This is a genomic window from Otoolea muris (genome assembly GCF_943193115.1).
Taxonomy (GTDB): Bacteria; Bacillota; Clostridia; order Lachnospirales; family Lachnospiraceae; genus Otoolea; species Otoolea muris.
Map to the genome: position 1 here is coordinate 1 of NZ_CALPCY010000034.1, position 15827 is coordinate 15827.

Below are 15827 nucleotides of genomic sequence, written 5' to 3' on the forward strand. Positions count from 1 at the left end.
AGTCCGATGAACCTGATTTTTTAGTGTCCAAAATGACTTCAAATGGATGAAGATCAGGGTTTTCGGACAGTCTGGGGGGGGTAATTCCAAAATGTTGTGTTACGAACATTTTTGCATAGTGAGACTGTGCAAAATGGACAACATTTTTCCGGAGCTTCAGACGGAATACATCCGGGCTGCTTTCTGTAACCAGGGACTTGTATGAACGGAAATAATTATTGACAGAGAGCCACCATACCATCGCTGTGCCTTTTTGGCATAAATCAATATGATGGATCTGTGTTTCGGGCAATACCAGTACAGAGTCGCCGCTATCAATATACTGGGATACATACCGGTTGTCATACTTCCAGTAGACTTCCGGCACAGGGCAGTTAATGCCATCTGCGTCTGGATAAACCATATAAGTTTCGATTCCGCGCTTGGTCAGGCATCTGGCAAACTGATGCAGCAATTCCGGGCCGCCGGTTGCAACATTGGCAGGCGCTAAGATAAATACTCTCATGTTTCCTCCTAAATCGTATGATATACATCAGTTACGGTTCACAGTAACCGATATCAGGCAGATATTGACTATATTATAACATATAGTTGTGAAAAAATAAACTTGCATGTATAATGAAAGCAATCATTCACAGCGCAAAGCCAGATCTGTGTACATACCGCGCCGACCGTATGGGCAGGTGATTAACCAGTGTATACAATATACAGGACAGGAGACGGATGTACCGGGTTTACAGCAAAGGGACAGAAAGGAAACCGATATGAAGATTTTACTATTTGTTAAGGATGCCGCCTACGGAAGAAAAGATCTGTTAGAGGCATTTTCAAAAGAGGGCCATGATGTGGCCAGCTATCCATTCAATTATATTGGGGGGGCACGAAAGCCATAATGAGACAGAGCGGCGGCAATTTATATCATCTGCATTGCACAGGGACGCGCCGGATGTGGTATTTTCCTTTGGATATGATGGATTCATCTCGGAAATATGCGATAAAGAAAAAATAAGATATATATCATGGACTTATGATAACCCGGATATTATGCTGTATTCATATACAGTGAATAATCCATGCAATGTGATTTATGTGTTTGATAAAAGTTTATACGCTCAGTTCCGTGATGCAGGCATTTCCACGGTACGCTATATGCCGCTGGCTGCAAATACAGAGCGCCTGGATCGTATGAGCCGGACCGAATCATTGCCGACTCTTTATGATATTTCGTTTGTTGGTTCTCTTTATGTAGAGAGAGAGGGGAAACTATTATGATCAGATGGCGGTAAATCTGCCGGATTATGCGAATGGCTATCTGGATGGCCTGATAGCGGCCCAGTTAAAGATACAGGGGTATAATTTCATTGAGGAGCTTCTCGGGCCTGTCATAAACGATTTGTGTGAGGCGTTCCCATTACAGCCTTTCGGCATGGAAACCAGAGAATTTCTCTATGCGCAGGGTATTATTAACCGGAGGATTACGGCCATAGAACGTCTTGATTTATTAGCGGACATTGCCGGGAAGCACAGGGTGGATCTGTTTACACATTATAAAGAGTTCAGTATGCCTAATTTGTATAATCACGGCGAGGTTTACAGCTATGATGAGTTTCCTCGGGTGATAAAGCAGAGTAAAATTAATCTGAATATTACACTCCGCAGCATTCATAGCGGGATCCCTCTGCGCGCGTTTGAAATTATGGGAAGCGGCGGTTTTTTACTAAGTAATTATCAGGCGGATTTTCTTGATTTTTTTGTTCCGGGTGAGGATTTTGTCTACTATGAAGATAAGAGCGATTTGCTTAGGAAAATCGATTATTATTTAATACACGAAGATGAGAGAAAGGAGATTGCCAAAAACGGGCATGATAAAGTGGCTGCCGCGCATACATACAGGCATCGCATCAGGGAGATGTTAGATTTTATAAAATGACCGGCAGCATCGCATGGATTTTATGAAAAACAGGCTTACTTTTCATCCAGGCATCGCGCCTGTCATTGTTTCCCGGTCAGCCCTGTAAGAAAACATTAAGGAACTTTAAGAAAAATAAGGTGGGAGTGCGCGGCCCATTTATGTATAATAAAGTAACAGTTCGCGGTGTGCAGGCAGGAGGGACGGATTTGGAACCAGTCGTGGAGGTATGTGGGAAAGCGGAGAATACAGGGCGGCTTCCTGTGATTGAGGTAAAGAATTTATATAAGATATACCGTGTCGGCGAGACGAAGGTATATGCCTTAAACGGAGTGGATTTTACCATGTACAAGGGGGAATTCTGCGCCATTGTCGGCACCTCGGGTTCCGGGAAATCGACGCTCTTAAATATGCTGGCAGGGCTTGAGAAGCCCACCAAGGGCGAGATCGTGATCGCGGGCCAGCATATTGAGAAGCTGACTGAGAACCAGCTCGTGTCGTTCCGGCGCAAAAGGGTCGGATTTATTTTCCAGTCTTATAATCTGTTAGGGACCATGAACGCGGTGGAGAATGTCGCGCTCCCGCTGTCCTTCCAGGGCATTCCGAAGAAAAAGAGGCTTGCAAAGGCCAGGAAATACCTGGCTTTGGTGGGGCTTGAAAAGATTGCACGGCATATGCCGAACCAGATGTCCGGAGGCCAGCAGCAGCGGGTGGGCATTGCCAGGGCCCTGGCCGTGCATCCGCAGATTATTTTCGCGGACGAGCCGACGGGGAACCTGGATTCGCATACGACCATGGATGTGCTGCGGCTGATGCAGAAGATTGTGCGGGAGCACAGCCAGACGCTGGTGATGGTTACGCATGACAACCATCTGGCCACGTACGCGGACCGGATTTTCCACATCATTGACGGAAAGATCGTAAAGATTGAGGATAACCGCCGCAGGGCGGGGAGAGATGCAGAAGAATGCGCGGATCCGGGAAAGGATGAGGAATGCGCCGATCCGGCGGGAAATGAGGCGGGCGGCAGCCCGGTAGAATCGACAGACAGGGAGGAAGTAAGATGAAGACATGGAAGAGGCTGCCGGCGGTTTTGCTCCTGATAATTGCGCTTCTGGCGGCGGCGGTCATGCCGGCGGCGGCGGAGATGCTGGATATGAGCGGCTTTAACGGGGATCTGATTACTGTCAGCAAGGTACCCAGAGGCAAGGCGGGCAATAAGATTTCCATTAAGATGACCATACATAATACGGGAACCAAGGGCGACAATATACTGGAGGAGATCCGCCTGGCGAATGCGTATGAGTATGAACGGATCATGGAGCGGGAATTCGGCAGCAGCGGGGACGATGACGACGACGAAAGCGGGGACGAGCTGCGCCGGTATCACAATTCTTTTCCGTTTGAGGCGGATTCGTCTACGTTTGACGCAAAAAAGATTAACGTGAAGCCGGGGGCGTCCAAAACGATCACCATGTCCTATAAGCTGAGACGGGATCTGCCGGCGGGATATTATCAGGCGTTTTTTATCATAGACGGCCAGGAGGTCGGCGTCAACATCTGGGTTTCCGCCTACGACGGCTCTTCGACCGAGGAGGACGACGGAAACAATACGGATTACGATTTTTCCATCGGGGACGGGCAGTTTACGCCCTACGCGGCGTACGGCCAGGTGATGAATTTTAATGTCAACCTGACGAATACCGGGACGCGCAAGGTGTATGATGTGCGCGTGGACATGCAGCTTGACGCGGATGTGACGAAATTCCCCTTTGATATCAACGAGGGCAATTATAACCGCAAGATGGGCGATATGGAGCCGGGCCAGATGGTGGAGGTTCCGTACAGCATGGGCGTGCGCACGGATGTAAAGTCGGGCTTTTTCCCGATCCACTATTTTGTCACCTACCGCGAGGAGGAGGGCGGCAACTTTTCAGAGCCGGTGGATCTGGTGTTTTATGTCCACGTAAAGGGCGAGGACGACGACGAGCTGGCCGCGGACGCGGGGGAGCAGGACCGGACCAAGGCGAGGATCATTGTGGACAGCTTTTCGACCGAGCCGCAGGAGATTTACGCGGGCGCGCCTTTTGTGTTAAAGGTGCGGATGAAGAACGCGTCGTCAAATGTGAGCGCCAGCAATATCATGTTTACCTTTGTCTCCGAGGAGGTGGAGAGCAGCCCGATCTTTACCTCCGACACGGGTTCCACCTCCATGGTGGTCAACAGCCTTTCCCCGGGCGAGGTGACAGAGCTTTCCATGCTGTTCAAGCCGGCGCCGACGGCGGAGCAGAAGTCGTACCGGATGACGATCCAGGAGCAGTACGACAGCCCGGAATTTAAGAATGCCAAGGAGGAGGTCAAGATTTCCCTGCAGGTAAAGCAGGAACCGAGACTGAACACCAGTACGATTGAGGTCATGCCGGACAATCTGGAGGTTGGTTCCGAGACAAACGTGATGTTTGGGATCAACAATACGGGAAAGGTCCTCCTTTATAATGTGATGGTCCGTTTCGAGGCGGATTCCATCCAGACCTCGGACACATATGTGGGCAATATTAAGCCCGGCGAGACCGGAAATGTGGATACCATGGTGACAGCCGTTGCCCCGACCATGGACGACGGAAGGGTGAAAATCATCATTTCCTATGAGGACGAGAACGGGGCGGTGACCGAGGTTGAAAAGGAGCTGATGCTGTTTGTCAGCGAGGCCGTTGATCCGTATGAGGGCATGGAGGCCGGCATGATGGAAGGTATGGACGGCATGGAGGGCGGTGAAATGGAGGGGCAAGGTTCCTTCCTTTCCAAATATGGGAAAATCGTTTTCCCGATCGCCGCCGTGCTGGCTATCGGCGCGGGGTCGTTCATTGTGGTGAAACGGAAAAAGAAAAAGGAAAAGGAGCTGGAGGAAGAGGAGCTGGACGATGAGATTTCTTGATCTGCTTCAAATGAGCGCAAATAACCTGCTGCGCAGGAAGCTGCGCACCTTTCTGACGGTTCTGGGCGTGATCATCGGCACAGCGTCCATTGTGGTGATGATCTCACTGGGGATCGGCCTCAAACAGAACATTATGGATCAGTACGCCTCCTACGGGAGCCTGACGGCGATTGAGATCTACAATTACGACCGGGGCGGGGATAATGACAAGACAAATCCGGAGGACAGCTTCATGACAGACGAGACGATGAAGCTGTTTGAGGCTATCCCCCATGTGACGAGCGCCTATCCGCAGCTTCGGTGCGAGGTGATCATGCGTCAGGGAGTCTATGAGGGGGATATTTCCATGTTCGGCATCCCCTATGAGGCGATGAAAAATATTGATATCGGGGAAGGGACGCTTCCGGATCCGAACAGCCCGGAGATGGAGATGATCGTCGGAAACCGCGCGCCGCAGTATTTCAGGAATTCAAAGACAGGCAAGGGCTTCTGGGACGAGGGCGCATCGATCGACGTGCAGTTTATGGGGCGGCCGATGTTTACGATTTTTGACACGGAAGGGTATTACCAGTACCGCTATTCCTCCGGCGAGGAGGGACAGGCGAAAAATCCGCCGAAAAAATATATGCTTAAGACAGCCGGGATGGTAAGCGGCGGGGAAAATGACTGGAGCCAGTACAGCTACGGCGTGTATGTGGATCTGGAGAAGCTGAAGACGCAGCTAAAGCAGGTTTATAAGAAACGGCCGATCCCGGGACAGCCCACGACGAAAAAGGGCAAGCCGTACAGCTATTTTGTGTACGAGAACGCGACCGTGAATGTGGATGACATGAACAATGTCATGGAGGTGCAGACGGCGATCAACAACATGGGCTTTGAAGCGAACAGCCAGATGGAGTGGCTGCAGCAGTCGCAGGAGCAGTCCAATATGGTGCAGGCCGTCCTGGGCGGCATCGGCGCAGTGTCCCTCTTTGTGGCGGCGATCGGGATTGCGAACACGATGATGATGTCGATTTACGAGAGGACAAAGGAGATCGGCGTGATCAAGGTTCTGGGCTGCGCGATGGGCAATATCCGCAGCATGTTCCTCATAGAGGCCGGTTTTATCGGTTTTATCGGCGGCGTGGTCGGCGTTGGCTTAAGCTACGGGATCTCATTTCTGGTGAATAAATTTCTGGCGGCGGCTTATTACGGCATGGCGGACGGCTCGTGGAAGCTCTCGATCATCCCGGCATGGCTGGCCCTGGCCTCGGTTGGGTTTGCGGTGCTGATTGGGATGATGGCCGGATTCTTTCCGGCGCTGCGGGCGATGAAGCTGAGCCCGCTGGCGGCGATCCGGAATGAGTGACGCCCGGTAACGGCAGACAGGAGGAGGACGGGGATGAAACGAAACATAGCGCGTTATATGCTGCCGGCGCTTCTTTTGCTGGCGCTTTGGGGGAGCATGGCTCTTCAGCCGGTACGGAGGAATAACCGGATACTGCGAAAGAATATGAGGGCCCTTTCCGGCATGGCGGACGGGGAGGAGATCCATCTCGGCGATCTGGCGGCGTTTGAGTGGAGCTGTGTGTACAGTTTTGACCCGTATACCCCGAAGGAGGTCATGGCAGAGACGATGGGCGTTTCACCGCGTCATCTGCAGGAGGCCGTGAGCGAGGGGATGGTGCAGCTTGTGTTTGTGGATGACAGGGGAAATGTGTCCGCAAGCGTGTGCGGCTATTCCCAAAACCTTGGATACAGCATTGACTTAGGGCGGTGGGACGACGAAAAGCCGTACCGCCGCGTTGCGCGGGAGACGGATGTGTTTGTGTACCGCTGCCGCGGCGGACTTCCTGAGCTGGCCTTTGAGGGACAGATGTTTGAGGGGACGGTAGAGGCGGCCGGAGAGCTTAGCTCGCTGACTGCGCTGATCCGGATCGATGACGGACAGGATATCCGGCGGTCAGGGGCGCTGGCGTCTGTTCGTCTTACACAGGAACAGGCCGGGAGGATCAGCAGAGGGGATCGGGTGAGGGTGTATTATGACGGAATAGTGGGAGAGACGAGCCCGCTTCAGATTTTGGGGATCATGCGGGTGGAGGCGCTGGAGTGAGGGATGGCAGCCGTTCGGGTGTCTGAACGGTTGCGAGGGATAAAATCTTCAGCAAAAAGATAAAAAGGCTTGAAATTTATGCAAAATGATTATATAATACCCTTACAAATCAAAGATAACTATTCACATTGCTGAGAGAATGAGAGCAACGCAGTCGTGTAATACGTTCCCGGGAGGAATTACGGGCATATTACGGGACGGCGTTTTTTGCGTTCTGCGGCAAGGGAGAAAAGGGGGGGATACGGATGCGGGAGACAGGCAGAAAAGCCGCCTGACAGCTGTTCGGCAGCCTGTACGGCTGCGCTGTTTTTGCGGCGCAGGGCGGCTTTTCATCCGATTATATTTGTGAGAAAGGAAAAGTAAGGTTATGGGTACGTATGAGGTGTTAAATCAGTTTCAGTTTCCGGAGTTTTTGGTACATATGGAGTATCTGCTGCGCATTATCGTGGCAACGCTTTTGGGCCTGGCGATCGGGAGCGAGCGGAAAAACCGCAATAAATCAGCGGGAATCCGCACGCATGCAATTGTGGCGCTGGGGGCGGCGCTGATTATGGTAGTGTCGAAATACGGCTTTATGGACACGGATCGCGCGGACGCTGCCCGTGTGGCTGCGCAGGTTATCAGCGGCGTGGGCTTTCTGGGGGCAGGCGTGATATTTGTCCGGAACAATCTGGTAAACGGCCTTACGACAGCGGCGGGAATCTGGGCGACAGCCGGCGTGGGGGTAGCCATGGGCGCCGGTCTGTACCTGATCGGCGTCAGCTCTGCGGTATTGATTATTCTCCTGCAGTTTGCGATGCACAACATCAGTTATTTTTCAAAGGTAGCCAGCGGGGGCCTGATCCGCATGAAGATCATGAAACAGGCCGGTTCTGTGGGGAAGATGGAGGAATACCTGCAAAAGGAAGGACTGGACGTGGTGAGCGTGAAGATCAACAAGAAAAAGAAAGAGGAAGTGGATCTGGAATTTGACGTGGTGTATCCTCCGGGCTATAAGAAGAGCGCGCTTCTGGCCAAGCTGGTGGAAATGGAAGATGTGCTGACGGTCAGCGAATAGGCGGTTTCTCTGCGTTCCCGTTTCGCCTCTCCCTGCCCGGAAACGGGAACGCAGCCGTTCACACTATCGAAAGGGTTACCCGCTTACAACGATTTTTATAATATATCGCAGTATTTTGAATTGAATTCCTGTCCCGCAGCGTATATAATAATAAAGAAATGGCAACCGTCCAGGCTGTCTGGACGGTTACAGGAAATGAGTGGCGGCGCACAGGCTGCCGCACACAGATGGCGCGCCTGAAAGAAGGAGGAACAGGAATATGGCAATTTTGGTGACAGGAGGGGCGGGATATATTGGAAGCCACACTTGCGTGGAGCTTCTGAACGCCGGGTATGATGTGGTTGTTGTGGATAACCTTTATAATTCCAGCGAGGAGGCGCTTAAACGGGTCGAGAAGATTACCGGAAAGAGCGTGACGTTCTATGAGGCGGATATCCTGGACAGGCCCGCGATGGACGCTGTTTTTGATAAAGAAGACATTGACTCTGTAATTCACTTTGCCGGGCTTAAGGCAGTCGGGGAGTCGGTTGCGAAGCCTCTGGAGTATTACCACAATAATATCACAGGGACGCTGGTTCTGTGCGATGCGATGAGGAACCACGGGGTGAAGAATATTATTTTCAGTTCCTCGGCGACGGTTTACGGCGATCCGGCCTTTGTCCCGATCACGGAGGAATGCCCGAAGGGTAAGATTACAAACCCATACGGCCAGACGAAGGGGATGCTGGAACAGATTCTGACAGATTTCCATGTGGCGGATCCGGAGTGGAATGTGGTTCTGCTTCGCTACTTTAATCCCATCGGCGCGCATGAGAGCGGCCTGATCGGGGAAGATCCGAAGGGGATCCCCAACAATCTGGTTCCGTATATCGCGCAGGTCGCGGTCGGCAAGCTGGAGTGCCTGGGCGTATTCGGCGACGATTATCCGACCCATGACGGGACAGGCGTCCGCGATTACATCCACGTAGTGGATCTGGCTGTGGGCCATGTAAAGGCGTTAAAGAAGATCGAGGAAAAGGCCGGCGTCTGCATCTATAATCTGGGCACAGGCATCGGATACAGCGTGCTGGATGTGGTGAAGGCGTATGAGAAAGCGTGCGGGAAGCCGATTAATTATGCGATCAAAGCGCGCAGGCCGGGCGACATCGCGACCTGCTATTCGGATGCGAAAAAGGCAAAGGAAGAGCTTGGATGGGTTGCCGAGCGGGGGATAGAGGAGATGTGCGCGGATTCCTGGAGATGGCAGTCCATGAATCCGGACGGATACAGAAGTTAAGAAGGAGAAAGCGGCGCGGCCTTTGGGGGCCGGGCCGCTTTCTCTTTTCCCGTAACCGTTCAGATAAGCCTGAACGGTTTCATTTCTTCAATGTTACTTTTCACGGGGCTCATCTTCTTGTCCGGCATAGCCGGACAAGAAGCATCGGGCGTCCGCCCAATGTGGAAAACAGGCAGAAAACCGCCCTACAAGCGAGCTTGCGTCTGTTTTCTGCCTGTTTTCCACGCCCTGTAAACTGTAAATTCTTAATTATTACAGAACAAATGTTTGAAAAAATCCTTGCAATCCGACTGAAACTGTGGTAGAATATAGAAAAAGAACAGACGTTCATGAGAACATATATTTTGCAGACAGGAAAGGGCAGACCGCGATGCTGATACAGGAGAATCTCTCGATAGAGGAAAAGCTGAGGATATTAACCGATGGGGCGAAGTATGATGTGGCGTGTACATCCAGCGGCGTGGGGCGCGCGGGGAAGGACGGGAGCCTGGGGAACAGCCGCATCGACGGGCTGTGCCACAGCTTCGCCCCGGACGGGAGGTGTATCTCCCTTTTAAAGATTCTGTATACCAACCAGTGCATTCACGACTGCCGCTATTGCATTAACCGCAGGAGTAATGACACGGTGCGGACCGCCTTTACACCGGAGGAGGTCTGCCGCCTGACGATGGAGTTTTACAGGAGGAATTATATTGAGGGCCTGTTTTTGAGCTCCGGGATTCTCGATACGCCGGACTATACGATGGAGCAGCTTTACCGGACGCTGTACCTGCTGCGCAGGGAGTATCATTTTAACGGTTATATCCATGTGAAGGCGATTCCGGGCGCGGATCCGGTTCTGATTGAGCGGGTGGGGTTCCTGGCGGATCGGATGAGTGTGAATCTGGAGCTGCCGACAGCGGAAGGGCTTAAGAAGCTGGCGCCGGGCAAGACGCGCGGGAAGATTCTGCGGCCGATGCGCCAGATCCAGATCGGGATTGCGAAGCAGATGGAGCGGGAGGGACTTCTGGAGCAGAAGGGGGCGGTTCTCCCGGATGCGGTGAAGCAGGCTTTAGGGACAGCCGGGATGAGCGGGACGGGCGCAGGAAAGGCAGGGATTTCAAAGCCAGATACGGCTTCCGGTTCGGATTTGGCCTCCGCATCATCCGGGGCGGCGCGTCCGCGCGTCATCCAGGGGAAATCGATTTATGGAAACTACGGCGTGGGGCGCGTCTCAAACAGGAAGGAGTATTTTGTGCCGGCCGGCCAGAGCACGCAGATGATTGTGGGGGCGACGCCGGAGAGCGACTACCATATGATTACCGTCGCGGAGGCGCTTTATCAGAATTTTGGCTTGAAACGCGTCTTTTACTCCGCATTCGTGCGGGTGAATGACGACAGCCTTCTTCCGGATCTTCCGGGCGGGCCGCCGCTTCTGAGGGAGCACAGGCTTTACCAGGCAGACTGGCTTTTGCGGTATTATGGTTTTACAGCCTCAGAGCTTTTGAGCGAGGCGCGCCCGAATTTTAATGTGTTCCTGGATCCCAAGTGCGACTGGGCGCTGCGCAATCTGGGGCAGTTTCCGGTGGAGGTGAACCGCGCTTCGTATGCCATGCTTCTGCGCGTTCCCGGGATTGGCACAAAGTCAGCCATGCGGATCGTGGCAGCCAGGAAGCAGGCGGCGCTCCGGTTTGAGGATCTGAAGAAGATGGGCGTTGTGCTTAAGCGCGCCCTTTACTTTATTACATGCTCCGGGCGGATGATGTATCCGATCCGCATGAGCGAGGATTCCATAGCAGCCCGGATAATAGGAGAGGAGCGGCGCAAAACCCTTGATCTGGAGCAGAGCGGACTGTACCGGCAGATGTCGATGTTTGACGATTTTCATATGGAGAGGGCTTGATATTTGATGGTTGTTTTTGTATGTGAGGATAGCTTTGAGGGGATTTTGTGCGGCGTTTATGACGCGTGGACGAGCCGCCTGGGGCATAAGAATGTGAAGCTGGCCGTGGACGGGGAGTATAATCTGGAGATGTTCGCGGATTACCGGGAGGCGGCCGTATCGGAGGAGAAGGCGCAGAAGGTGGCCCAGGCGGTGAGGACGAAGATATCAGGGCGGGCGTATGCGTGGATTTACCGGGCGTCCTTAAGCTTTGAGCCGCAGAAGGCGGACTGGATCTACCGCTTTCTGATCTACGGCTTCCATATCGGCGAAAAGGTGATTGGGGCGCTGCAGATCCCGGCGGTGCAGGAGGTATTCCGGCTTAACCGGAGCGTGGGGAATGAGAGCCATCTGCTCACGGAGTTCCTGCGTTTTTCCGAGCTCCCCCAGAAGGCGCTGTTTGCTGTGATCGGGCCGAAGAACGACGTGACGGCGCTTTTGATGCCGCATTTTAGCGATCGCCTCCGGGGGGAGCGGTTCATTATTTTTGACGAGAAACGCGGGAAGGCGGCGGTGCATATTTCCGGGATGGAGTGGTATATGATGACAGGCGGGGAGGCGGCGCAGCTTCACGAGCTGGCCGGGCGGACGGATTCGGGCGAGTATGCCGCCCTGTGGAAGGCATTTTTTGACAGCGCGGGGATTCAGGAGCGGACGAATTACGTCTGTCAGAGAGGACATCTTCCCCTGCGGTTCAGGCCGTATATGACGGAATTTCAGCAGGGCTGACGAAACCGTCCGGCTTCCATGGATCGTTATGGGATGGCTGCAGGTTAAGAAAATTGTAAGGAGCATTCCGTTGACAGTGGAATGCTTCTCCTTTATACTAAGTGTATTAATTGAGTTAATACAATCAATTCGGGAAGTACACTGATATCGGGAAAGGAGGCATCCATGATTCTGATTGATTATAAGGATCGCAGGCCTATCTATGAGCAGGTGGCGGAGAAGCTGTCGGAGCTGATGCTTCGGGGGATTCTGCCGCAGGACAGCCAGCTTCCGTCTGTCCGGAGCCTGGCCACGGATTTGTCGATTAATCCGAACACAATCCAGCGTGCGTATGCGGAGCTGGAGCGCCAGGGTTATATTTATTCCGTTAAGGGAAGAGGGAGCTTTGTGTCAGAGAACGGACAGATCCGGAAAAAGAAGAGGCTGGATGTGTTTGTCCGCCTGGGAGAGCTGGTGGAGGACGCGAAGGGCGTTGGGATCACGATGCTGGAATTTCAGGAGCAGGTGATTCAGCGCTTTGGCAGCGCGGGGAAAGCGCCCGGAGAACGTGTGGCAGAGGAGGGGGATCGCATATGATTGAAGCCATTGGTTTGACAAAACGGTTTGGGGACATCACGGCCGTGGATCATATTAATGCCAGGATACGGGAGGGGAATGTGTTTGGCCTGATCGGGACGAACGGGGCCGGGAAGAGCACATTTCTGAGGATGGCGGCCGGGATCTTAAAGCCGGACGAGGGACAGATCCAGATAGACGGAGCGGATGTGTTTGAAAATGCGGCGTTAAAGGCCTCGTTTTTCTACATTTCAGACGAACAGTTTTTCTTGAGCAATGCAACGCCGGAGGATATGGCGGCGTTTTATTCCTGCGTATACACGAAGTTTGACAAAAAGCGTTTTTCTAAGCTTCTGGGCGCGTTTGAGCTGGCGAAGGACCGCAAGATCAATACGTTTTCCAAAGGGATGAAGAAGCAGCTCTCCGTGATTCTGGGGATATGCTCTAATACAAGCTATATTTTCTGCGATGAGACCTTTGACGGCCTGGATCCGGTGATGCGCCAGACCGTGAAGAGCCTGTTTGCGAACGACATGGAGGAGCGGAACTTAACGCCCATTATTGCGTCGCACAACCTGCGGGAGCTGGAGGATATCTGCGATCATGTGGGGCTGTTGCACAAGGGCGGCATCCTGCTTTCCAAAGATCTGGATGACATGAAGCTGAACATCCATAAGGTGCAGTGCGTCCTGCTTCCGGGATGCGAGCCGGAGGATCTGGCGGGACTTGCGATCATCGGGACCGAAAAGAGGGGGAGCCTTTTAACACTAACGATCCGGGGGGCAAAGGAGGAGATCACAGCTGTTTTACAGTCATACCATCCGGTCTTTTTTGAAATGCTCCCGCTTTCTTTGGAGGAAATATTTATCAGTGAAACGGAGGTGGCAGGCTATGACATCAAGAAGCTTGTTCTTTAAAATGATGAGGGAAAATACGAAGCAGCGCCTCTGGACGATTGCAGTGATTTTTCTGTTGTTCTTCTTTTTATTTCCAATCAAGACCGCTTTGTCTGTAAATTCCTGGCTGAGCCCGGAGATGCTCAGTATGTATGCAGAGGCAGAGACAGAGGCCCTGTCGATTGCCCAGGCGCAGTTGGCAGAGGATTTTATCTCCTTTTGCTCGCTGAAAAACGGAGGAATGGTGTTTTTGATGATGGTTCTTTCCGTTCTCTGCGCCCTGTCAGGCTTTTCCTGGCTGCACTCAAAGAAAAAGGTGGATTTTTTCCACAGCCTCCCGCTCAGGAGGGAGCTGTTGTTTTTTGTGATGCTAGCGGACGGTTTTCTTTATACCGCCATTCCGTATCTGGCCAATATGGCTGCCGCGGGCGTGCTGCTGGCCGTAAAGGGCGTGTCGGTTCCGTGGGGGACGATCCTTTCAGATTACCTGATACACATGGCGTTTTATTTTCTGCTTTACATGACGGCCGTGGCGGCGGTTCTGATGACAGGGAATATCATTATCAGCCTTCTGGGGGTTCTGGTGTTTTTCGTATGGGGGCCGGGGATGACGCTTCTGTGCGGCACATATTTTGACTATTTCTTTCAGACATGCTACAATGACGGCGAAACGATGCTGTGGTGGGCTTCCCATTCTTCCCCGGCCGGGTGGTATGTGTATGCGTCCGAAGCAGCGTCTGAAGAGATACCGGCCGGCATGGCGCTGTGGGGACTTGCAGCCGGTCTTGCGATCCTTGCGCTGTGTGTCTTTCTCTACAGAAAGCGCCCGTCTGAGGCGGCCGGGCGGGCGATGGCGTTTGGCGTCAGCCGGCCGGTGATCAAGTTTTTGCTGGTGATCCCTTCTTCCCTCCTGGGCTATCTGGTCTTTATCTCAGTGACGGGGCGGGACGGGTGGGGCGTGTTCGGCCTGCTCTGCGGCCTGCTGCTCAGCAATTGTGTGATTGAGATTATATACGAGTTTGATTTCAAGCGCCTGTTTGCCCACAGATGGCAGTTGGCGGCGTGCGGGGTGATCTCCGTAGCGATCACGGCGTTTTTCCGTTTTGATCTGTGCGGCTATGACTCCTATCTTCCCTCGGATGCGAAGACAGAGGCGGCCGGGATCTGGTGCTACAACATGGAGACAAATGTCCACGAAAGCTATTATGCGCAGCCTGAACTCAAGGGAACGGATAACATGCATGTGGTATGGACGCATCCGGACACCGGGACGATAGCGGAACAGATGCGGCTTTCGGATATGGAGGCGATACGGGAGATCGCCGTCCAGGGCATTCAGGACGCAGCCCAGAGACGGCATTCTATGTTCAGGGGAAGGGGATACAGACGGGAGAATTACGGGGATGTAACCGATACCTGGGGATATGTGCTGATTGCCTGGCATTTAAAGAACGGCCGGACGGTTTACCGGGACTATAACATGAATCTTACCGCCGCCGCATCGTATCTGGACGCTGTGTACGACATGGATGATTATAAGGAGACGGCCTATCCGATCCTTAGCTGGCAGCCGGAGGAGATTGCAGGCGTCAATTATCAGGAAAACGGGGATACGTCCCATGTGGCGTTCCGGTCAGAGGAAACCATGAGACAGCTTCTTTTGACATACCAGAAGGAACTGGCGGCTCTGACCGCACAGACAAGGAGGGCGGAGAGCCCGGTGGGGGCAATCCAGTTTAAAACGCGGGAAATGCAGGCCATGATTGACACGCTCCGGGCGAACGACGGGAATTATCTGACATTTAACAACAACCTGTATTTCCCGGTTTATCCGTCCTTCACCGAAACGATCGCGCTGCTTGGAGAGTGCGGGACGGATGTCGGCTCTACCCTGACAGCGGACACGGTGGAAAAGCTTGTTCTGGAATTCAGGGGAAGCTATCCAGAGGACACGGAGCAGAAGGACGGCCAGGCAAAGCCGGAGACGATTACCGATAAGGCCCGGATCCGGGAGATTCTGGAGAGCGCGGTGTCCAGGGAGACCGCCATCGAGGATTCGATGAACGCGCTCTACGGTGATTTGATCATCCGCGCGTTTGTCCGCATTCCGGAGGGGAATGATACAGACGAAGATACGGATCGTATGAAAGAGGATGATGCGTTTGCGGAGCCCGTGAATGAGACGGAGCAGTATGGGGACGGATCGGAAGAGTACGAGGTGTATGACATGTTCTTTGATCTGGATCGGATTCCGGATTCCGTGGTAAAGCGGTTCCGCCTGACTGGTGAGATGCTGGAGCAGGGGACCAGAAAGGCTTATTAGGGAAAACAGGATTTCTTTTTCAGGGCATTATTCAAACATGTGAAAGGATGAGAAATATGCTATAGCTATGAGACAGGGCAGATCACTGTAAAAGTGAGCCCCCTGGAGCGGCAGCTCCGGGGGGCGGTTCGTTC

15 protein-coding genes are annotated in these 15827 nt (G+C 53.0%); 14 read left to right on the top strand and 1 reads right to left on the bottom strand.

The annotated features are described in order from the left end of the window. Positions 1–505: hypothetical protein (locus NFS31_RS17620; RefSeq protein WP_251497929.1), on the bottom strand; the 505-nt coding region annotated here is incomplete at its 3' end. A 259-nt stretch (positions 506–764) separates the two neighbouring features. On the opposite strand from NFS31_RS17620, the gene NFS31_RS26905 reads away from it, so the two are divergent. From NFS31_RS26905 to NFS31_RS17685, 14 genes are all read left to right on the top strand, one after another. Next, complete coding sequence (locus NFS31_RS26905) at positions 765–893, top strand: hypothetical protein (RefSeq protein ID WP_275563903.1); 129 nt, start codon at positions 765–767, stop codon at positions 891–893. Positions 894–948: 55 nt separating this feature from the next. After that, a complete protein-coding gene (locus NFS31_RS17625; RefSeq protein WP_251497932.1) occupies positions 949–1272 on the top strand; it encodes a DUF3880 domain-containing protein in 324 nt (107 codons plus the stop codon). Positions 1273–1276: 4 nt separating this feature from the next. Next, entirely contained in the window at positions 1277–1930 is a 654-nt protein-coding gene (locus NFS31_RS17630) for a CgeB family protein (RefSeq protein WP_251497935.1), read from the top strand. 188 nt (positions 1931–2118) lie between these two features. Continuing rightward, the gene (locus NFS31_RS17635; RefSeq protein ID WP_251497938.1) at positions 2119–2976 is read left to right on the top strand and encodes an ABC transporter ATP-binding protein; all 858 of its coding nucleotides are present in this window, start codon (positions 2119–2121) and stop codon (positions 2974–2976) included. Beyond that, on the top strand, positions 2973–4844 hold the full coding sequence (locus NFS31_RS17640; RefSeq protein WP_251497941.1) for a COG1361 S-layer family protein: 1872 nt from the start codon (positions 2973–2975) through the stop codon (positions 4842–4844). Before NFS31_RS17635 ends, NFS31_RS17640 begins: the two co-directional genes overlap by 4 nt. After that, positions 4831–6192, top strand: a complete 1362-nt coding sequence (locus tag NFS31_RS17645; protein ID WP_251497944.1) for an ABC transporter permease — start codon at positions 4831–4833, stop codon at positions 6190–6192. Before NFS31_RS17640 ends, NFS31_RS17645 begins: the two co-directional genes overlap by 14 nt. A 33-nt stretch (positions 6193–6225) precedes the next feature. Further along, positions 6226–6936, top strand: coding sequence for a hypothetical protein (locus NFS31_RS17650; protein ID WP_251497946.1), 711 nt, complete (start codon positions 6226–6228; stop codon positions 6934–6936). 367 nt (positions 6937–7303) lie between these two features. Continuing rightward, a complete protein-coding gene (locus tag NFS31_RS17655) occupies positions 7304–7993 on the top strand; it encodes an MgtC/SapB family protein (protein ID WP_251497948.1) in 690 nt (229 codons plus the stop codon). Positions 7994–8252: 259 nt separating this feature from the next. Beyond that, positions 8253–9269 (top strand): UDP-glucose 4-epimerase GalE, encoded by a 1017-nt coding sequence (galE, locus tag NFS31_RS17660; protein ID WP_251497951.1) that lies wholly within the window; start codon positions 8253–8255, stop codon positions 9267–9269. Between the two features lie 370 nt (positions 9270–9639). Further along, positions 9640–11151: a putative DNA modification/repair radical SAM protein gene (locus NFS31_RS17665; RefSeq protein WP_251497954.1), complete on the top strand. Its 1512-nt coding sequence runs from the start codon at positions 9640–9642 to the stop codon at positions 11149–11151. Between the two features lie 6 nt (positions 11152–11157). Beyond that, positions 11158–11919, top strand: coding sequence for a TIGR03915 family putative DNA repair protein (locus NFS31_RS17670; protein ID WP_251498085.1), 762 nt, complete (start codon positions 11158–11160; stop codon positions 11917–11919). Between the two features lie 165 nt (positions 11920–12084). After that, positions 12085–12495, top strand: coding sequence for a GntR family transcriptional regulator (locus tag NFS31_RS17675; protein WP_251497957.1), 411 nt, complete (start codon positions 12085–12087; stop codon positions 12493–12495). Next, entirely contained in the window at positions 12492–13391 is a 900-nt protein-coding gene (locus tag NFS31_RS17680) for an ABC transporter ATP-binding protein (RefSeq protein WP_251497960.1), read from the top strand. The genes NFS31_RS17675 and NFS31_RS17680 overlap by 4 nt, the downstream gene beginning before the upstream one ends. Beyond that, positions 13366–15693 (top strand): DUF6449 domain-containing protein, encoded by a 2328-nt coding sequence (locus NFS31_RS17685; RefSeq protein WP_251497963.1) that lies wholly within the window; start codon positions 13366–13368, stop codon positions 15691–15693. The genes NFS31_RS17680 and NFS31_RS17685 overlap by 26 nt, the downstream gene beginning before the upstream one ends. The last annotated feature ends 134 nt before the right edge of the window (positions 15694–15827 follow it).